The organism is Aliiroseovarius lamellibrachiae (genome assembly GCF_018599245.1).
In the GTDB taxonomy this organism is placed as follows: domain Bacteria; phylum Pseudomonadota; class Alphaproteobacteria; order Rhodobacterales; family Rhodobacteraceae; genus Aliiroseovarius; species Aliiroseovarius lamellibrachiae.
Genome location: NZ_JAHEVJ010000002.1, coordinates 20,734 through 40,455, shown reverse-complemented (window position 1 = coordinate 40,455; position 19,722 = coordinate 20,734). Strand labels below are relative to the sequence as shown.

Genomic DNA, 19,722 nt, shown 5'->3' with positions numbered 1-19,722 from the left:
TCAGATAAGGAAAGGTGAACCGAGACATCAAAAACAAAGAATTGACCGCGCGGACAATTTTGCGATGTTAATCAAATGACCCAGAACATGTCCCCCGCGCGCGCGCCGCTTTTGACCCCCGTCCTTGTGGCCGGCTGTCTTATCATCCTTGTCAGCTTTGCGATCCGGGCGTCGTTTGGCGTGTTTCAGATTCCGATCGCGACAGAATTCAACTGGCCTCGGGCCGAGTTCTCATTGGCGATTGCGATCCAAAACCTTGCGTGGGGCATCGGCCAACCGATTTTTGGGGCCATTGCCGAAAAGATGGGCGACCGAAAAGCCATCATCATGGGCGCCTTGATCTATGCTGTTGGCTTGGTGGCCTCATCTTTTGCGGTCACGCCGGAGGCCCACCAATTTTGGGAAATTGCCGTTGGCTTTGGTATTGCGGGAACGGGCTTTGGGGTGATTTTGGCCGTTGTGGGCCGTGCCTCATCCGATGAAAACCGCTCCATGTCGCTGGCGATTGCCACGGCGGCGGGCTCTGCTGGCCAAGTGTTTGGCGCCCCGCTGGCAGAGTATCTTCTGGGCATAATGTCGTGGCAGAACGTCTTTGTGGTGTTTGCGGCGGCCATCCTTGCGATCCTTGCGCTGCTACCGCTGATGAAAACCGACGAGGTGGCCAGCAAAGCCGAGCTGGAAGACAGCCTTGGCCAGATCCTTGTCAAAGCATTACGTGATCCCAGTTTCTCACTGATCTTCCTTGGTTTCTTTTCCTGCGGCTATCAGCTCGCGTTTATCACCGCGCATTTCCCGGCATTTGTGACCGAGATGTGCGGCAGCATTGATCCGTCAGGCACGCTTGCCTCATTGGGCGTGTCCACCACCTCAGCCCTTGGGGCGATTTCGATATCCTTGATTGGTCTGGCCAATATCGGCGGCACTTTGTTTGCGGGATATCTGGGCAAGACCTATTCCAAGAAATACCTGCTGGCGATCATTTACACCCTGCGCACCATCGTTGCGGCGGCCTTCATCCTGATGCCCATCACACCGACCACCGTGATCCTTTTCTCGATCACCATGGGGTCGCTTTGGTTGGCGACGGTGCCGCTGACATCTGGTCTCGTCGCGCATATCTATGGGCTTCGGTACATGGGCACGCTTTATGGCATCGTCTTTTTCAGCCACCAATTGGGCAGCTTTATGGGCGTTTGGCTCGGTGGGCGCATGTATGACACCTTTGGCGACTATACCTTTGTGTGGTGGATCGGCGTGGGCGTCGGGGCGTTTTCTGCAATTGTGCATTTGCCGGTGAAAGAGGTCGCCCTGAAAGCGCGCATCGCCTAAAGCATTTCGACTTATTGTTGAGGCACGACAATATGTCGAAACGCGCGGAACCTATCCATGATGTGGGCGTTTCGAAATCAAGTTGTGATCCAACTTAATCTCGAAACGCTTTAGACCGGCAGCGCCGTGGTTTTAAACACAGTGCGCAGGGCAAAGCTGGATTGCATGCCCTGCACCCCCGGCAAGCGCGCGAGATACTGTCGGTGGATGCGGGCAAAATCTTCGGTGTCTTCTGCAACCACCTTCAACAGGTAATCCGACTTGCCCGCCATCAAGTGGCATTCCAAAACGTCCGGCACCAAAGCGACCTCGCGCTCAAACGCATCCAACAGCTCGTCCGCTTGCCCCGACAAGGTGATCTCGACAAAGATCGTCGAGGGGCAATCCATTTTGCGCGCATCCAAAAGCGCCACATAATCTTTGATAAACCCCTCCGCCTCGAGCCGCTGAACCCGCCGATGACAGGCTGATGGCGACAGATTCACCCGGTCTGACAGGTCCGCATTAGAGATTCTTCCGGTCTTCTGAAGCACCCCAAGGATACGACGATCTATGCTGTCTAATTCCATATTCTCACACATTCCTTGCGTAGAACACGCAATTTACGCTCATTCCTTCGTCAATACCAGTGGAAATGCGGTGTAATTTACAAAGCAATTGCACGGGGGATCTGCACAAAATTAGGGCAGTTTAAAAACAATGCTCAGGGAGCGGAGGATTTTCCCATGCTGATCGGTTGCCCGAAAGAAATCAAACCCCAAGAATTCCGTGTGGGGCTGACCCCCGCCGCCGCACATGAAGCCATTGGCCGCGGTCATTCGGTGATTGTTGAAACCAACGCCGGCATGGGCGCTGGGTTTTCTGACGAAGATTACACCTCGGTTGGTGCTGAAATCATCGCCACCGCGGAAGAAGTGTTCGCCAAAGCCGACATGATCGTAAAGGTGAAAGAACCCCAAGCGATTGAGCGTAAGATGCTGCGCGAAGGTCAGCTGTTGTTCACATACCTGCACCTCGCCCCCGACCCCGAGCAAACCAAAGATCTGCTCGCTTCTGGCGCGACCTGCATCGCCTATGAAACCGTAACCGACGACCGTGGCGGCCTGCCTTTGCTGGCCCCAATGTCCGAAGTTGCCGGTCGTTTGGCCCCCCAAGTTGGGTCGTGGACCTTGCAAAAAGCCAATGGCGGTCGCGGCGTTCTGATGGGTGGCGTTCCCGGTGTTGGTCCGGCCAAAGTGGTTGTGATCGGCGGTGGCGTCGTTGGCACGCATGCTGCGAAAATCGCCGCTGGCATGGGCGCAGATGTGACCATCCTTGATCGTTCAATCCCACGCCTTCGCTATCTTGACGACGTTTTCGGCGGTACCTTCAAGAACCAATACTCCACCGCTGCGGCCACGGCTGAACTGATCACCACCGCCGACATGGTCATCGGTGCGGTTCTGATCCCGGGTGCGGCGGCCCCCAAACTGATCAGCCGCGCGCAGCTGTCGACCATGAAACCCGGCGCGGTTCTGGTGGATGTTGCAATCGACCAAGGTGGGTGCTTTGAAACCTCAAAAGCCACCACCCACGCAGACCCTGTCTATGAAGTGGACGGCGTGATGCATTATTGCGTGGCCAACATGCCGGGCGCCGTTGCACGCACCTCGACCATCGCGCTTGGCAATGCGACCATGCCTTTCATGCTGGCCTTGGCCGACAAAGGCTGGAAAGCCGCTTGTGCTGCTGACAAGCACCTCTTGAACGGCTTGAACGTACACGCGGGCAAACTGACCTATGCGGCCGTTGGCGAGGCGTTAGGTATGGAAAGCATCACCGGCGAGCAAGCTCTGGAAATCTGATCCAGCCCCCCTCCACCAAAGAAAAACGCCGGCAGCATCCTGTCGGCGTTTTTTGTTTTGGGGTAACTTACCGACCGTCCGACGCGAGCCGTGCGACCAATTCCGCCACACGTTCCGCATTGTCTTTGGCCACACGCCCATCCGCCATAAAAAGCGAGTTTTCAAACCCGATCCGACATTTCCCCCCGGCCTCGGACGCGCGCGCAAGACACTCCGTTTCTCGTGGACCAAAGGCACACAGCGCCCAATCCGGGGAAAGGTCTTCTTGCGACATCCAATCCAAAAACGGCGTCAATTCGTCCGGGTCAGAGGTTTGGCTTTCGCTGTAACGCCCCAACACAAACAACACCTGTAAAGCCCCCGCCCGGAACAAAGCTTCAGGCAGCACACGGGCCAACAGGGCGGCATCCGCGACGTCATAAAGAATGTGCTGAACGGCAATCCCTCGGGCGGCGCATTCTGCGTAAAACAACTGTGCCGCATGCTCACCATCGCGACACATCTCAGCGATGGACACCGACACCATGCTGGCGCCGGAATTCAACGCCACCTGTTTTTGCACCTCGGTTCCGTAAGTCCCAACCGCCTCGGTGGTGATCTGGATGGCCATGTCCGGCACCGCACGCGCCACCGCGCTGACCGCAGATTGGTACGTCTTTGCGTCCAACAAATGCCCACCATCCGCGTCACGAATATGCAGATGCAACCCATCCGCACCCGCCACGAAACAATCGCGCGCGCAGGCGACAATCTCATCTTCGGTCAGGGGCACAGCGGGGTGGTCGGCTTTCAACTTTCGCGCCCCATTGGGGGCAACCATGATACGCGGCAACGCCATCACAGAACGTCCCTCAGTGATTGCGTCAGCTTCGAGACAAGCTCGGCGATTTGATCCTCGGTGATGATAAACGGCGGGGCGAGCAGGACATGATCACCTGATTGACCATCAATGGTTCCGCTCATCGGGTAACAGATCAACCCATTGGCCATCGCTTGTTTCTTCAGCCGAGCCGCAACGTTTAAGCTGCGATCAAAGGGGGTTTTGCTGTCGCGATCCTGCACCAGTTCTAACCCACGGAACATGCCGCGCCCGCGAATGTCCCCCACATTTGGATGCTGGCCGAACTCTGCCAGCAACGCATTTTGCAGCACCGCACCCATTTGCGCCGAGCGCGCGACCATCCCGCCTTCGGTAAGTTTTTTCACAACCGCATCTGCGGCGGCAGCGGCAATGGGATGGCCAATATAGGTGTGACCGTGTTGAAAAAAACCGGATCCCTCTTCGATCGCCTGATAGATCTTGCCGGAGCACAGCATCGCACCAATCGGCTGATACCCCGCGCCAAGTCCCTTTGCGATGGTCAAGATATCTGGCGACACCTCATCCTGTTCGCAAGCAAACAGCGTGCCCGTGCGGCCCATGCCACACATGACCTCATCCAAGATCAACAGGATGCCATATTGATCACAAATCTCGCGGATACGTTTGAAGTACCCTTTCACGGCGGGCACCGCGCCAGCGGTTGCGCCCACAACAGGTTCGGCCAAAAAGGCCACCACGGTTTCGGGGCCTTGGCGTAGCAATTCGGCCTCAAGCTCATTTGCCGCGCGCAGGCCATAGTCCTCTTCGGTTTCGCCCTCTTCGCGCAGGCGATATTCGTAACAGGCGTTGATATGACTGGCCGAGACCATCACCGGATCAAACGGTTCACGGCGCCACATGTTGCCGCCGGTGCCCAAAGCCCCCAGCGTATTGCCGTGATAGCTTTGCTTGCGCGAAATGAATTTCCTGCGCTGTGGCTGACCGATTTCAATCATGTATTGACGCGAAAGCTTAAGCGCCGCTTCGACCGCTTCTGACCCGCCGGACACCACATAGACCCGTTCAATGCCCTCTGGCGCATGGGCAATCAGACGGTCCGCAAGCGATTCGGCGGGTTCGGATGTCAGGAACCCCGTGTGCGCAAAGGACAGCTTCTCCATCTGCGCGCGCATGGCGTCCAGCACATCGGGATCAGAGTGCCCCAAGCATGACACAGCCGCACCGCCGGACCCATCAAGGTATTTCTTTCCTGATTTATCAATGAGATAGATGCCCTCTCCGCGCTCTGCGACGGGTGGGTTAAGCTTGGTGTGGCGTGGAAATATATGTGTCATGGCGTCCTCATTCCCATTCGCCATAGCGCGATTGAAACAAATCAGTCAAGAGTTGACATGGAGTGAAACAAAATGAACAATCCCTGAAACAATACGTCGCAGGCTGCCATTTCAGGGGGGAAGCTTGACCAAAACGTTCGAACAAAGATTGGCCGCCCGCTATGGCGACCTAACGGATACGTTGCAGGGGGCGGCGGATTTTGTGCTGCAAAATCCGGTCGACATAGCAACCCGTCCGCTTCGAGCGATTGCAAAGGCCAGTGGACGATCCCCAGCGGCTTACACGCGCTTGTCCCGTGCATTGGGATATGATGGCCTTGATGATCTGCGCGAAGAATTTCGCCAAAAGATCGGCCGCCGGATTGATAATTTCGCCGATCGCGCCCAGCGCCTTCAGGACGACCATGGTGTCGGAAAATCTGACTTTATGGCGGCGCATCTGTCCGCCTGTCAGGGAAATCTGAATCAGCTGTCCGAAAGCATTGACCATGAGCTTTTAAATCGCGCCGTGGATAGGCTGTGTCAGGCACGGCGCGTCAATTTGCTTGGCGCATTGGGGTCGACTGGGATCATCGAATACATGAGCTACATGGCCAATATGTGTGTCGAAAACTGGCAGCTTCTGGGCCGGATGGGCGCCTCTTTGGGAAGCGGTTTAAGCAACATCTCATCGCAAGACGCGTTGATTGTTGTGACCAAACCGCCCTTTGCGGCCCACGTCATTAAAGCCGCCGAAATTGCGCACGCACGCGGAGCCTATGTGATTGTCATCACAGATGTGCACAGCTGCCCCGCGCTCAGCCACGCTCATGCGGGATTTGTGGTTCCCTCAGATAGCCCGCATTTTTATTCTTCTTACGTTTCCACGTTGTTTCTAGCGGAGGTCCTGATTGGCAAACTTGTCAGCCGATCCGGCGAAAAGGCCCGCTTGCGCATCGCGGACGTCGAGGATAGCAACCGTCTTTTGTCCGAGGTTTCGGACGAAGAGACAGTTACATCAGCAACCAAGTGAACAGGGGAGAAATTAAATGTTCCACAAGCTGAAAATCACCGCAATCGGCCTGGCCGCTGCGGGTCTCATGGCCCCGGCAGCCTTTGCCGAAGAATTCATCACCATCGGGACCGGTGGCGTGACGGGTGTTTATTACCCAACCGGCGGTGCGATTTGCCGCCTGGTGAATAAAGGCCGTAAAGAACACGGCGTGCGCTGTTCGGTCGAATCAACCGGCGGCTCGGTTTACAACATCAACACCATCCGCGAAGGCGAGCTGGAATTTGGTGTGGCGCAGTCTGATTGGCAGTACCACGCCTATAACGGTACCTCGAAATTCAAAGATGCTGGCCCATTCAAAGGTCTGCGCGCCGTATTTTCCGTACACCCAGAGCCCTTTACCGTTGTGGCCCGTGCCGACAGTGGCATCAAAACCTTTGCCGACCTGAAAGGCAAACGCGTCAACATCGGCAACCCTGGTTCTGGTCAGCGGGGCACGATGGAAGTTCTGGTCGACGCCCTTGGCTGGACCATGGATGATTTCGCTTTGGCCACCGAGCTGAAGGCGTCCGAACAGTCCGCAGCCCTCTGCGACAATCAAATCGACGCAATGGTTTACACCGTTGGTCACCCATCGGGTTCGATCCAAGAAGCAACCACAGCCTGTGATTCCGTGCTTGTAGAAGTGTCCGGCCCCGAAGTTGCCAAACTGATCGAGGACAATTCCTTCTATCGTGCGGCCACCATTCCGGGTGGCATGTATCGCGGCAATGACGCGGACGTGGCCACCTTTGGTGTGGGCGCAACCTTTGTCAGCTCAGACAAAGTATCGGATGATGTTGTGTATGCGCTGGTGAAATCGGTCTTTGAAAACATCGATGACTTCAAAGGTCTGCACCCTGCCTTTGCCAACCTTGACCCCAAGGAAATGGCGACTGCCGGTCTGTCAGCCCCACTGCATCCCGGCGCTGAGAAGTATTACCGCGAAGCTGGTATCATCAAATAAGCAAACGACTGGGCCGGGGGGGAACCTCTGGCCCAGCTGCCCTTTTTGGGGGCCAAAAACGTACAATTAAAAATTTACATATCGAACGGGGAGAACGTTCATGGCTGACAGCGAAAATCGCGCCTTAAGCGAAGAAGAGCTTCAGGAACTGGTGGCCGCAAGCGACAGCGGCGCACGCGCACCAACCGGCTGGGTCGGATTGATGATTGCGGGTGTGGCCTTGGTTTGGGCCGTCTTTCAGGTGCTTTTGGCATCGCCCATTTCCAACTATGTGCTCAGCGGCGACTTGATCAACAATGCACGCCAAATCCATCTGGCATTTGCGGTCTTTCTGGCAGCAATGGCCTATCCACTGTTCAAATCCAGCCCACGCGACCACATCCCGTGGTATGATTGGGCGTTGGGGCTCGGCGGGGCGTTTCTGGCCATGTACGGGTTCTTCTTTTATGAAAAGATCGTTGGCAACGGTGGCTTGGCGGATGCGTCAGATGCCTATTTCGCTTTGGCTGGCCTGATCTTTTTATTCATTGCCGCGTTCCGCACCTTGGGTCCGGTTATGGTCGGCTTGGCGATTGTGTTTCTGTGCTATGTGTTCTGGGGGTCCTCAGAGGTGGTGCCGGATCAGATCCGCTGGGCGGGCGCATCTTTGCGCAAAGCCATGAGCCATATGTGGATCACATCCGAAGGTGTTTTTGGCATCGCTTTGGGTGTCTCGACCAAATTTGTCTTCCTGTTTGTGCTCTTCGGCGCGCTTTTGGATAAGGCTGGCGCGGGCAACTATTTCATCAAAATGGCGTTTGGCGCGTTGGGTCACCTGCGCGGCGGCCCGGCAAAAGCAGCTGTGGTTGGCTCTGCCGCCACCGGCCTGATTTCAGGGTCATCGATCGCAAACGTGGTCACCACCGGGACCTTCACCATTCCTTTGATGAAGCGTGTTGGGTTTTCCGCTGAAAAAGCGGGTGCGGTCGAAGTGGCCTCGTCCGTGAATGGGCAAATCATGCCCCCCGTGATGGGCGCGGCGGCGTTCTTGATGGTGGAATATGTGGGCATTTCTTATGTCGAAGTGATCACCCACGCCTTTTTGCCCGCCGTGATTTCTTACATCGCGTTGGTCTACATCGTGCACCTTGAAGCGGTGAAAACCAACATGCCGACCATCGGCAACAAAGTGGTCTCGATGGGCCGCACCATTGGCGGCATGTTCGTGTTTTTCGCGGGCTTCGCGGCGCTGTGTTACGCAACGCAATTCCCCGTGGGTTGGATCGTATCTTTGTTTCCAGCAGGGTCAGGCCTGGTTCTAACGCTATTGCTTTTGGTCATCTATGTGGGCCTCGTTTATCTCGCGGCGCAAACCGAAGATCTGGAACCAGACGATCCCAACGCAGAAGTGGTTGAGCTTCCTGATGTGGCCAAGATCTACAAATCCGGCCTGTACTATCTGATGCCCATCATCGTGCTGGTCTACTTTCTGATGATTGAACGAAAGTCGCCCGGGCTGTCCGCATTCTGGGCCACCATGCTTTTGTTTGGCATTTTGCTGACGCAAAAGACCCTGAAGGCAATGTTCCGGGGCGAGCTGAACGCCATTTCCCGCATGCGCGAAGGTGTTATGGACCTGATCGAAGGCATGATTGATGGTGCGCGCAATATGATCGGCATCGGCCTTGCAACGGCCACCGCTGGGATCATCGTGGGCACCGTATCGCTGACCGGTATTGGTCAGGTTATGGCGGACTTTGTAGAGTTCCTTTCGGGCGGCAATCTGATCCTCATGCTGATCTTTGTGGCGATCCTGTCGCTGATCCTTGGCATGGGCCTGCCGACCACCGCGAACTATATCGTGGTCAGCTCGCTTATGGTTGGCGTGGTCGTGGAACTTGGCGCGCAATCTGGGCTGGTTGTGCCGCTGATCGCCGTGCATCTCTTTGTATTCTACTTTGGGATCATGGCGGATGTGACGCCCCCTGTGGGACTTGCAAGTTTTGCGGCGGCGGCTGTGTCTGGTGGCGATGCCATCCGTACAGGCTTCATCGCGTTCTTCTACAGTTTGCGCACCGTCGCCTTGCCCTTTGTGTTCATCTTCAACACGGACCTCTTGCTGATTGATGTCACCTGGTATCAAGGCGTAATCGTCTTTATCGTCGCAACCGTCGGCATTCTGGTGTTCACCGCGGCGACGATGGGCTGGTTCCTGACCAAAACCAAAGTCTGGGAAACCGTGGCCTTGCTGGTTGTCGCCTTTGCGCTGTTCCGGCCGGGGTTCTTCATGGACCAAATCCAGCCACCGTTTGACGACATCGCCCCGGCAAGCTTTGCACAAGCCTTGGCAGACGCTGAACCCGGTAGCCAACTGCGCACAGTGATATCGGGCCCAGACTTTGACACGCTTGAGGTGAAAGACCTGACCGTGCCACTGATTGTTCCAGATGCCGATGGTGCAGACGCCCGGATGGCCGCCCTTGGCCTGATACTGGTTCCTGAAGGCGACGTTCAAAAGCTGGACGAGCCATCCTTTGGCACCGAGCTGTCGGATAAACTGTCGTCATTTGACTTCTACGGTGACGATCCTGTGGCCATCACAAGCGTGCAAGCAACCGCCATCCAAATGCCAAAAGAGCTGATCTTTATTCCGGCCCTTCTGCTTTTGGCTTTGGTTGCGTTCCTGCAAACCGGACGCGCCCGCAAACTTGAAACCCAAGGAGCAACAGCATGACCAAAACCATTCTATGTGCCGTTGACATCAACCGCCCCGAAGAGGACCAAAAAGTTCTAAAAATCGCCGCCAAGCTGGCCGCATTGGATGGGGCGTCGCTTGATGTGATCACCGTTGTGCCAGACTTTGGGGCAAGCGTTGTAGGGGCCTATTTCGAAGAGCACCACATCTCGACCGCCAAAGACAAAGCAAACGAGCTTTTGTCCAAAATGGTAGAGGATGCATTAGGAGCGGATGAAAACGCCAGGGCGCGCCGTGTGGTCGCCATTGGCTCGGTCTACGAAAAAGTGCTGCAAACCGCCAAACTGAACAAAGCAGATCTGATTGTGATTGGGGCGCATCGCCCAGATTTCAAAGACTATCTTCTGGGGCCAAATGCGGCGCGCATTGTGCGCCACTCGGATGCTTCGGTTTACGTGGTTCGGTAAAACCGCACGCTTTATCACCAACAAACGGGCGCCTTCGGGTGCCCGTTTTCTTTTGCATCACCCAATAAAATCCGCCCGTCGCTCCATCAGGGCCGCACAAAGGTAATCAACAAACAGACGTACCCGCCGCACACGGCGCAGATCGCTGTGCAACAGCACCCAAGTGGACCGGCGCGTATCAAGATCGGTGCCGGGCACGCGCTGCAACTCCGGAAAACGCGCCTGAACCCAGGACGCAAGCACCGTCATCCCTGCACCCGCACGCGCCATATGCAGGTGCATTTCCGGGTCCGGAACCCGGTGGCGCACCCGCGCTTTTGGAAAGGGGGACGTATCAATGAAATGCTGCAATTCAGGCACAGGGCCATAGCCGATCCAGGTCAGCCCCTGCCCCTTTGGGCCAGCCTTTGGAAGCGCGCGGTCCAGATACTCTCGTGCTGCATAAATACCGATCGACAGCGGGAAAAGCATGCGCCCCACCACATCCTCATCGACCTTCGTCACATGCCGGATCGACACATCCGTTTCCAGCTTTTCAATCGATGTGATATCAAAAGACAGGTTCAGCTCAATCTCAATATCGGGATACAGCGCCGAAAAATCAGCCAACACAGGCGCCAGCAAGAAATGCGCGGTCATCGGATCGGCGGACAATCGGATACGGCCTGACGCCTCGCGATCCAACCCTTGCACGGCGTTGAACCCCTTGAGCAGCGCGCTTTCCGCCTCAAGTGCATCCGGCAACAACGTGCGCCCGGCGGCTGTCAGGTGAAACCCATCCGTCCCGCGCCGAAAGAGTTGCGCGCCAAGGCGTGCCTCTAACGCTTCAACCTGACGTCGCATCGTGGCGTGGGTTGCGCCCATCTGTTCAGCAGCGGCGCGCAATGACCCGTGGCGGGCCACGGCGAGAAACGCGGGAAGAGATTTCCAATCAAGCATAGTGGAACATATTTTAACCGTACTGGACCATTTCCGCCAGTGTTTGGGGCGCAATTTGTCCACTAAATCCTTTTCAACAGCGAAAGGATCAAAAGATGCACGCCCATTTTACCGCATGGCAAATCACAAACTACGGCGCTCCAGAGGTGATGGTGCCCGTGACCCGTCCCATACCCACACCGCAGAAGAACGAGGTGCTCATTCGCATCCACACCTCTGCCGTCACGCGTGCGGATGGCATGATGCGCGCCGGCACGCCGCGGTTTGCCCGCCTTTTTCTGGGGCTGCGCCGCCCGCGCAATGACTTGGTTGGAACCGGATTTTCTGGCGAGGTGATCGCGGTCGGCCCTGACGTCACACGCTTCACGCTGGGCGAGGCCGTATTTGGCGAGGCCGGAACGCAGTTTGGCGCCAACGCAAGCCATATTTGCCATAGCCAAGAGGGTGTCATCCTGCCTAAGCCCGCCACCCTTCCCCATGATCAAGCCGCAACCCTATGTGACGGCGTGCTGACATCGTGGAATTTCCTGCACCATGTGGCGCAATTGCGGGCGGGGGAGCGTGTGTTGATCCTTGGCGCATCCGGCAGCCTAGGCAGCGCAGCGGTGCAAATCGCCCATGACATTGGCGCAGATGTCACCGGGACTTGTAGCGCAAAAAATGCGGGGATGGTTGCCGCGCTCGGGGCCGCACATGTGGTGGATTACACCCGCGAGGATGCGCTGGACCAAGCCGCGCAATTTGATGTGATTTATGACACTCTTGGCGTCAGTTCTTATGCCAACGCCAAACACGCCCTGACCGCGCAGGGGCGGTATGTCTGTCCGGTTCTGAGCCTACCGTTGGTGGGGGCCATGCTGCGCACGTCTTGTTTTGGGGCGCGCAAAGCACGCTTCTCGGCCACCGGATTGTTGCCGCCTGACAAGCTGCGACAGATGTTGGACGCAATCTTGTCCTCCATTGATGCGGGTCTGCTGGCCCCTGTCATGAGCCGCAGCTATCCGCTGTCCGACCTCATTGACGCCCATCGCCATATGGAGGCAGGGCACAAACGCGGGAACGTTGTGGTGGTCACAGATGACAGCTGACGTCAGGAGCGCGGGGGGGTGGGGCTTGCGACGGTCGACCCGGACCCTATGCTGACGGGATGACACCCAAACCTCCCGCCCCACCCAAAGACGTTGCCCGCGCATTTGAAGACTTGCCACCAGACGTACAAGACCCGTTGGGTGACCTTCGGCAATTGATTTTCGAGACAGCGGCAAACACCCCGGGCGTTGGGCCAATTACTGAGACCCTAAAATGGGGGCAACCGTCCTATTTGACCGAGAAAACCAAGGCGGGCAGCACACTTCGGTTGGGCTGTCCAAAGTCGGGCGGGTTTGCGATTTTCACCCATTGCCAAACCAGCATCATGTCTGATTTTCAGGCCCTGTTTCCCAATGATTTCACCTTTGATGGCAACCGTGCTGTCGTGTTTAGCGCCGGGGATGATCTGCCCTTGGAAAAGCTAAGATTTTTGATTTCACGCGCGCTGACATATCATTTGAAATAGCCGCTAAAACAAAAGAAGCCCCACCAATTGGCGGGGCTTTCTTTTGCTGGTTTCCCGCTTGCGCCGGACCTGGCCTGATATGGTGGCGTGAGGTGGACTTGAACCACCGACCCCAGCATTATGAGTGCTGTGCTCTAACCAGCTGAGCTACCACGCCGTCTCATATCGTGGGCGGTAAGTAGGCCGCAGGGCGCGCGGTGTCAAATGGAAATTGCGCCTTTCGCCCCAAGAAATCATACGTGAGCACAAAAAAAAGGGCACCACGATCCCGGTGCCCTTTGAATTCGCAATTTTGCGAGATTATTTCTTTAATGCATCGCGAATCTCGGTCAGCAAATCGACCTCGCTTGGGCCAGCGGGGGCCGCTTCAACGACCTCTTCTTCCTTGGCGGTGGCCTCTTTCACTTTGTTCACGTAGCGCACCAACATGAACACCACAAAGGCGATGATCAGGAAGTTGATGATGGCCATGATGAAGGCACCGTAAGCAAAGACAGCGGCGCCCGCTTCACGCGCGGCTTCCAGTGACGCCCCTGCCGCCACATCGCCGGCCAGCACGGCATACATATTGTTAAAGTCCACGCCGCCCATGAAAAGCCCGATGAACGGGTTGATCAGATCCCCCACCATGGATTTCACGATGGCGGTAAAGGCTGCCCCAATGATGATACCGACGGCCATATCCATGACATTGCCCTTGGCAATGAAATCTTTGAATTCTTTAAGCATGTTGTCCCCTTCAGTTTGTTCGCGCACAGGTTTTCCCTGCAGTTATACAATACCAAACTTGCCCCAAGTTGTCGTTGGGAAATAGGGGAAACGCGCGCGCTGGCTCCCCTTAGGTGGGAAGCGAACCTGTGAGGACATAACGCAAAATCTCAACCACTTGTCCCGGCTCGCGGGCGACGGCAAGGGCGGCGGCGTCAACCTCTTTCAGCGCGTGATCATGTTCGGGCAGTTGCAAAACAATCAGCGATTTGCCTTTCGCGGCAGCATAACCGGCATCAAAAGCCGCGTTCCACTGGCGGTATTTCTCGCCAAAACGCACCACCACCACATCCGCATCCTCAATCCCTTTGCGGGTGCGGATGGCGTTCACCATCGCGCCCTTATGGTCGTGCCAGTATTTGTTGGGTTCTTCGCCAAGGATGGCAACACCGCAATCATCAGACGCGTCGTGATCGGTCACTGGGGCGGAGAATGTCACATCGAGCCCTTTGGCCCCTTCGATGATTTGTTCGCGCCAGTCGGTGTGAATTTCACCAGATAGGTATACGGATAAAGTCATGTCAGTCCTCCCAAATGAAAACGGCCCCGCAGATGTCTGGGGACCGTTTTTATGTCTTAACTGCGCAACGCGCCGCCGGTGGCCTTTTCGACCTTTTGCACGATCTTTGTGCTGACCGCCTCAATATCTTTGTCGGTCAGCGTCGCGTCACGCGGTTGCAAGCGCACGGTGATCGCGAGCGATTTCTTACCCTCGCCCAAGGATCCGCCAATGAATTCGTCAAAGACATTCACGTCAGCGATCAACGCTTTGTCCGCTCCCGCGGCGGCATTCACCAGCTTGATCGCTTCAACCGTGTCGTCGACCACAAAGGCAAAGTCACGTTCCACCGGTTGCAGATCCGATGCATCCAAAGCGCCACGCCCGGTTCCCTTGGCTTTCGGGAAGGGCACTTTGGCCAGATGCACCGCAAAGGCCACAACCGGGCCCTTCACACCAGACTGTTCGATGGTTTTCGGGTGCAATTCGCCAAAGGCGCCAAGGATGTTTTTCGGCCCAAGACCAAGTTTGGCCCCGCGCCCCGGGTGCCACCATTCGTTCATCTCACGCACATAGGTCAGCTTGGCGGGCGCGCCGATTGCGGCCAACACCGCCTCGACATCCGCTTTGGCGTCAAACGCATCCACAGGGCGACGCGCGCCAAAACGATCACGCGGGCCGGTGTGGCCCACAAGGATCCCGGTGACCATCACCTCATATTCATCCGGCTCACCGCCGTGAAACACCGGGCCGACCTCAAACAGCGCTAAATCCATGAAGCCGCGCGATTGGTTGCGCGCCGCCGCCGCCAACAGACCGGGCAGAAGCGAGGGGCGCATATGGCTCATTTCAGACGAGATCGGATTGGCCAGTTTGACCGCATCGGTGCCGCCGCCAAACCGGGCCGCCCCCTCTTGGTCGATGAAACTATAGGTCACACATTCGTTGTAGCCCAATGTGGCCACAGTCCGGCGCGCCATGCCTTCGCGTTTCTGCATCGGCGTCAGGATCGCCTTTGGCACCCCCACATGGGTACGCGGCAAGGGTTTGCCCACCAGCTTGGTCAGGGAGGCCACCCGCGCCACCTCTTCCACCAGGTCCGCCGACCCCAACACATCTGGACGCCAGCTGGGCGCTTGGGCCATATCGCCATCAAGCACAAAGCCCAGCGCGGTCAGTGTTTTGCGTTGCTCATCCGCCGGAATGTCCATGCCGACAAGGCTTTGCACCCGGTCGGTATCAAGCTTATAGGCGCGACTTACATCCGGTTCGGCCCCGGCCACAACCACGTTGGACGCCTCACCACCGCAAAGATCAAGGATCATCTGGCTCGCAGCCTCGATCGCGGGCGCGTTATACGCAGGATCAATCCCACGCTCATTGCGATAGCGCGCATCGGAGTTGATCTTCAGCGCGCGGCCGGTTTTGGCGATCTGGATATTTTCCCAAAACGCCGCCTCAAGAAACACATTGGTGGTGTCCTCAGTACAGCCCGTGGACAGGCCCCCCATGATGCCGCCGATGCTTTCCACACCCGCCTCATCCGAGATCACAACCATGCCCTCGCCGAAGGTATATTCCTTCTCATCCAAGCCAACCAACGTCTCGCCACCCTTGGCGCGATGCACGATCAGATCGCCCGTCACCTTGTCCGCGTCGAACACATGCAGCGGCCGGTTCATGTCATAGGTGAAAAAGTTGGTGATATCGACCAGCGCCGAAATCGGCCGCAAACCAACCGCCTTCAGACGGGCCTGCAACCACGCGGGGCTGGGCCCGTTTTTCACACCTTTGATCAGGCGCCCCATGAACAAGGGGCAATCCTCAGCGGTGTCATCGGCGATGGTCACATTGATTGGGCTGTCAAAACGGCCCTCGACCTTGTGTTCCTTAAGCGGCTTCATCTCGCCCAGACCGCGCGCCGCCAGATCGCGGGCAATGCCGCGAATGCCCAGCGCATCGGGCCGGTTCGGCGTGATCGCGATCTCAATCACCGGGTCGACTTTGGTGGGGTTGTGTTCCGCCAGCCAATCGACAAAGCGATCGCCAACCTCACCCGAGGGCAGCTCGATAATACCGTCATGCTCGTCGGACAATTCCAGTTCGCGTTCCGACGCCATCATGCCGTGGCTTTCGACACCGCGGATTTTGCCGACAGACAGTGTGACGTCGATGCCCGGCACATAGTCGCCGGGTTTCGCCAGCACCACGGTGATGCCTTCGCGCGCATTTGGTGCACCGCAAACGATGGTTTTATCGCCTTCATTGGTCGCAACCGTACAAACCCGCAAACGGTCCGCATCGGGGTGCTTTTCGGCGTGTGTGACCTTGGCCAACGTGAACGCGCCCAGGCGGTCCATCGGGTTCGAAATCTCTTCGACCTCAAGCCCCAGATCGGTGCAGGCCTCGGCGATCTCATCCACGGATGCCGTGGTTTCAAGGTGATCTTTCAGCCAGGAAAGAGTGAATTTCATGTCGTATCCTCCGTCGGCACCGCTCAGCGGTCTGCCAAATCCTCAATCAGGTCAAAATGCTCAAACACCAGCATCATTTCAGGGTCAAACCCGCCGTTGCGGGTAAAATAGGCCTCGTGGCCCTTGCGCCATCCGGCGAGTGTTTCATCTTCGCCCTCGGCCAAAGCCATCTCTTCGGTGACATCGCAAAAGCGGATTTCTTCGACCTTCACCGTTTTGATCACCAGCGCCGGGGTGCCATCCCAATTGGCGGCGATATCGGTGCGGCCCACTTTTGGCATCGCGTCGGGATCGTCTTTAAACTCCGCCAGCGCGCCGCAAGTGGCCCGTTTTTTGCCCTCGCGCACAAGGTCCAGCAACCGGGCCGAGAGCTTGGCGCTGTCGCCAAACTTAAACGTCCCCGCACCGGGGTAAGTGACTTGCAGGTCTTCCATGTCATCGGTCATTGCTCGCCCTCTTTACCATCCGCTGCACCTTCATCCGTCTCTGAGTTTTCCATCGATTGATCAATGGATCTGGCAAGGCCACGCATGCCCCACAGGACAAGCCCGCACAGCGCCAGCACCAGAAGGATGTTCAACCAAATGGGCATTAGCGCGACAGCCCCCCACGCATGGTTGGCACGTCAAGCGCGCTGAACCCGTAGTGGCGCAGCCAGCGCAGGTCGCTGTCGAAGAACGCGCGCAGGTCGGGGATGCCGTATTTCAGCATGGCCAGACGGTCGATGCCGAGGCCAAAGGCAAAGCCCTGCCAGACGTCAGGATCAACGCCCGCCGATTGCAGCACTTTTGGATGCACCATGCCGCTGCCCAGAATTTCCATCCAGTCGTCGCCTTCGCCCAGCTTCAGCGTGCCGCCTTCCCAAGAACAACGAATGTCGACTTCGGCGGATGGTTCCGTGAACGGGAAATGCGAGGCGCGGAAGCGCAGTTCAATCCCGTCGATTTCAAAAAACGCGCGACAGAATTCTTCCAGCGTCCATTTCAGGTTCGCCATCGAGATGTCTTTGTCGATCGCCAACCCCTCTACCTGATGGAACATCGGCGTGTGGGTCTGGTCGTAATCTGATCGGTACACGCGGCCCGGCGCAATCACCCGAATGGGCGCGCCTTGCTTTTCCATCGCGCGGATTTGCACGGGGCTGGTGTGGGTGCGCAGCACATGTGGCGCACGCTCGTCCGCACCGTCCCGGTGCATGTAAAACGTATCAAATTCCTGCCGCGCGGGGTGGTGCGGCGGGATGTTGAGCGCATCAAAGTTGTACCAATCGCTTTCAATTTGCGGCCCTTCGGCGACAGAAAAGCCCATGTCGCCAAAGATCGCGCTGATCTCTTCTGTGACCTGTGAAATCGGGTGAACGCTGCCTTGGCGCGCGGGGCGGCCCGGCAGGGTCACGTCCAGCCATTCGGTGCGCAGCCGTTCATCAAGGGCGGCATCCGCCAGCGACGATTTTTTGGCGGAAATGGCCGAGTTAATCTCGTCCTTCAGGGCGTTCAGTTTCGGGCCCATGATCTGGCGTTCTTCGGGCGTCATTTTGCCCAGCTCGCGCATTTTCAGCGCCACTTCGCCCTTTTTGCCGACGGCCTGTACCCGGATGTCTTCCAGTGTCGCCTCATCCGCAGCACCCGCCACGGCTTCGATGTATTTATGCCTCAGATCGTCCATGTTCATTCCCTGACCAAATTGTCGACCAACCGCTGTGGTCAATCTGGTGACCAAATCCTGTCGTTTTCAGGTGCGAGTGCTATCGACTGGCAGGGGAAAAGGCAAGTCAGGCAGGGGCTATGTGGGGTCTAACGCGGCCAATCTTTGGGCAAGGAAGGCTTTTTCCGCGGTGGAGGCGGACAGCGCAATCGCCGCACGGTAGTTTTCGGCGGCCTCAAGCGGGCGGTCAAGCCGCGACAACAGATCCGCGCGACAGGCGTGATAGGGTTGATAGGTCTCTAGGCGGGCGGTCTTTGCCACCTGATCCAGAAGGGACAGGGCGGCCTCGGCGCCATCCACATAGGATCGCGCCACCGCTTGATTGATCGCAACCACAGGGTTCGGGGCGCGGACAGCCAAAAGGTCATAGAGTGCTGCGATTTGCGGCCAATCGGTGGCGGCGAAGGTCGTGGCCTCGGCGTGGACCGCGTTGATCGCGGCCTGAAGCGCATAGGGGCCAGCAGGACCATCGGCGAGCGCCTGCTTCACAAGTGCAGTGCCCTCGCGGATTTTGGCTTTATCCCACCGGGCGCGGTTTTGCCCCTCTAGCGGAACATAGCCGCCCGCATCATCCATCCGGGTGTGGCGGCGACTGTCACCAAGCAGCATCAAAGCCAACAGCGCTTTTACCTCCGCATCCTGGGGCAACAAAGCAGACAAGATGCGGCCAAGGCGAATGGCCTCTTCGGCCAGGTCCGCACGGGTCAGCGTCGCACCGTTTGTGCGAAACCCTTCGTTGAAGATGAGGTAAATCACCCGCAACACAGCCTCGACCCGGTCGGGCAAATCAGCCGCATCGGGCAACTTAAACGGGATGCCTGCATCACGGATTTTGCGTTTGGCACGGGTCAGACGGGCGGCCATGGCATCAGGTTTATCCAGAAACGCCGCGGCGATTTCGGGGGTGGTCAGCCCACCGATGGCGCGCAGGGTCAGGGCGGTGCGGGACTTTTCCTCAAGCGCGGGGTGACAGCAGGCAAAGATAAGCTCTAGCCGGTGATCGGGAATGACGCCCGCCTCTTCTTGATCTGGGCGGGTCTGTTCCAAAAACAACGCCAGTTCTTGTTCTTTGCGGCTGGCATTGGCGGTGCGCCGCAATCGGTCCACCGCTTTGCGCCGGGCAACGGTTAAAAGCCACGCATCGGGGTGTTCGGGCAGGCCGTGTTGCCACTTGTCCAATGCGACCACCACCGCATCTTGCAAGCTGTCCTCGGCCAAAGCGTAATTGCCCACATGCGCGGTGAGCGCAGAGAGAATGCGCCCCCAATCTTCGCGGATCACGCGTGTGATATGTGCATCAACTGGGGGCTGCATA

19 protein-coding genes and 1 tRNA gene are annotated in these 19,722 nt (G+C 57.4%); 8 read left to right on the top strand and 12 right to left on the bottom strand.

The window, feature by feature from the left end; genetic code table 11:
- Nucleotides 1-75 precede the first annotated feature (75 nt).
- Nucleotides 76-1,329 (top strand): MFS transporter, encoded by a 1,254-nt coding sequence (locus KKW20_RS03565; protein WP_246534431.1) that lies wholly within the window; start codon nt 76-78, stop codon nt 1,327-1,329.
- Nucleotides 1,330-1,439: 110 nt separating this feature from the next.
- On the opposite strand, the gene KKW20_RS03560 is transcribed toward KKW20_RS03565, so the two are convergent.
- Nucleotides 1,440-1,898: an Lrp/AsnC family transcriptional regulator gene (locus KKW20_RS03560; RefSeq protein ID WP_214566146.1), complete on the bottom strand. Its 459-nt coding sequence runs from the start codon at nt 1,896-1,898 to the stop codon at nt 1,440-1,442.
- A 156-nt stretch (nt 1,899-2,054) separates the two neighbouring features.
- On the opposite strand from KKW20_RS03560, the gene ald reads away from it, so the two are divergent.
- Nucleotides 2,055-3,173, top strand: coding sequence for an alanine dehydrogenase (gene ald / locus KKW20_RS03555; RefSeq protein ID WP_214566144.1), 1,119 nt, complete (start codon nt 2,055-2,057; stop codon nt 3,171-3,173).
- Between the two features lie 67 nt (nt 3,174-3,240).
- Here the strand turns inward: ald and KKW20_RS03550 are convergent, their stop codons facing one another.
- Nucleotides 3,241-4,011, bottom strand: a complete 771-nt coding sequence (locus tag KKW20_RS03550; RefSeq protein WP_246534430.1) for a beta-keto acid cleavage family enzyme — start codon at nt 4,009-4,011, stop codon at nt 3,241-3,243.
- The gene (locus tag KKW20_RS03545; protein ID WP_214566141.1) at nt 4,011-5,330 is read right to left on the bottom strand and encodes an aspartate aminotransferase family protein; all 1,320 of its coding nucleotides are present in this window, start codon (nt 5,328-5,330) and stop codon (nt 4,011-4,013) included. Before KKW20_RS03545 ends, KKW20_RS03550 begins: the two co-directional genes overlap by 1 nt.
- 124 nt (nt 5,331-5,454) lie before the next feature.
- Here KKW20_RS03545 and KKW20_RS03540 point away from each other — a divergent pair, with 124 nt between their 5' ends.
- The 4 genes from KKW20_RS03540 (at nt 5,455) to KKW20_RS03525 (ending at nt 10,468) form a co-directional block, all read left to right on the top strand.
- Nucleotides 5,455-6,342 carry a MurR/RpiR family transcriptional regulator gene (locus KKW20_RS03540; protein WP_246534429.1) on the top strand — a complete coding sequence of 296 codons (888 nt, stop codon included), beginning with the start codon at nt 5,455-5,457 and terminating at the stop codon, nt 6,340-6,342.
- 16 nt (nt 6,343-6,358) lie between these two features.
- Complete coding sequence (locus KKW20_RS03535; RefSeq protein ID WP_214566139.1) at nt 6,359-7,327, top strand: TAXI family TRAP transporter solute-binding subunit; 969 nt, start codon at nt 6,359-6,361, stop codon at nt 7,325-7,327.
- A gap of 100 nt (nt 7,328-7,427) precedes the next feature.
- A complete protein-coding gene (locus KKW20_RS03530; protein WP_214566137.1) occupies nt 7,428-10,040 on the top strand; it encodes a TRAP transporter permease in 2,613 nt (870 codons plus the stop codon).
- A complete protein-coding gene (locus tag KKW20_RS03525; protein ID WP_214566136.1) occupies nt 10,037-10,468 on the top strand; it encodes a universal stress protein in 432 nt (143 codons plus the stop codon). Before KKW20_RS03530 ends, KKW20_RS03525 begins: the two co-directional genes overlap by 4 nt.
- A gap of 57 nt (nt 10,469-10,525) precedes the next feature.
- On the opposite strand, the gene KKW20_RS03520 is transcribed toward KKW20_RS03525, so the two are convergent.
- Nucleotides 10,526-11,407 (bottom strand): LysR family transcriptional regulator, encoded by an 882-nt coding sequence (locus tag KKW20_RS03520; protein ID WP_214566135.1) that lies wholly within the window; start codon nt 11,405-11,407, stop codon nt 10,526-10,528.
- Between the two features lie 95 nt (nt 11,408-11,502).
- On the opposite strand from KKW20_RS03520, the gene KKW20_RS03515 reads away from it, so the two are divergent.
- The gene (locus KKW20_RS03515) at nt 11,503-12,495 is read left to right on the top strand and encodes an NAD(P)-dependent alcohol dehydrogenase (protein WP_214566134.1); all 993 of its coding nucleotides are present in this window, start codon (nt 11,503-11,505) and stop codon (nt 12,493-12,495) included.
- Between the two features lie 59 nt (nt 12,496-12,554).
- Entirely contained in the window at nt 12,555-12,962 is a 408-nt protein-coding gene (locus tag KKW20_RS03510) for a DUF1801 domain-containing protein (protein WP_214566133.1), read from the top strand.
- Between the two features lie 80 nt (nt 12,963-13,042).
- Here KKW20_RS03510 and KKW20_RS03505 read toward each other — a convergent pair.
- From KKW20_RS03505 to KKW20_RS03470, 8 genes are all read right to left on the bottom strand, one after another.
- Nucleotides 13,043-13,119 (bottom strand) — tRNA-Met (locus tag KKW20_RS03505).
- Nucleotides 13,120-13,262: 143 nt separating this feature from the next.
- Nucleotides 13,263-13,691 (bottom strand): large conductance mechanosensitive channel protein MscL, encoded by a 429-nt coding sequence (gene mscL / locus KKW20_RS03500; protein ID WP_214566131.1) that lies wholly within the window; start codon nt 13,689-13,691, stop codon nt 13,263-13,265.
- Between the two features lie 109 nt (nt 13,692-13,800).
- Nucleotides 13,801-14,250 (bottom strand): YtoQ family protein, encoded by a 450-nt coding sequence (locus tag KKW20_RS03495; protein WP_214566130.1) that lies wholly within the window; start codon nt 14,248-14,250, stop codon nt 13,801-13,803.
- A gap of 56 nt (nt 14,251-14,306) precedes the next feature.
- On the bottom strand, nt 14,307-16,703 hold the full coding sequence (gene pheT / locus KKW20_RS03490; RefSeq protein ID WP_214566128.1) for a phenylalanine--tRNA ligase subunit beta: 2,397 nt from the start codon (nt 16,701-16,703) through the stop codon (nt 14,307-14,309).
- A 23-nt stretch (nt 16,704-16,726) separates the two neighbouring features.
- Complete coding sequence (locus KKW20_RS03485; RefSeq protein ID WP_214566126.1) at nt 16,727-17,149, bottom strand: ASCH domain-containing protein; 423 nt, start codon at nt 17,147-17,149, stop codon at nt 16,727-16,729.
- The gene (locus tag KKW20_RS03480; RefSeq protein ID WP_214566124.1) at nt 17,146-17,295 is read right to left on the bottom strand and encodes a hypothetical protein; all 150 of its coding nucleotides are present in this window, start codon (nt 17,293-17,295) and stop codon (nt 17,146-17,148) included. The genes KKW20_RS03485 and KKW20_RS03480 overlap by 4 nt, the downstream gene beginning before the upstream one ends.
- Nucleotides 17,295-18,368: a phenylalanine--tRNA ligase subunit alpha gene (gene pheS, locus KKW20_RS03475; RefSeq protein ID WP_214566905.1), complete on the bottom strand. Its 1,074-nt coding sequence runs from the start codon at nt 18,366-18,368 to the stop codon at nt 17,295-17,297. The genes KKW20_RS03480 and pheS overlap by 1 nt, the downstream gene beginning before the upstream one ends.
- A gap of 117 nt (nt 18,369-18,485) precedes the next feature.
- Complete coding sequence (locus tag KKW20_RS03470) at nt 18,486-19,721, bottom strand: RNA polymerase sigma factor (RefSeq protein WP_214566122.1); 1,236 nt, start codon at nt 19,719-19,721, stop codon at nt 18,486-18,488.
- Nucleotide 19,722: the final 1 nt, after the last annotated feature.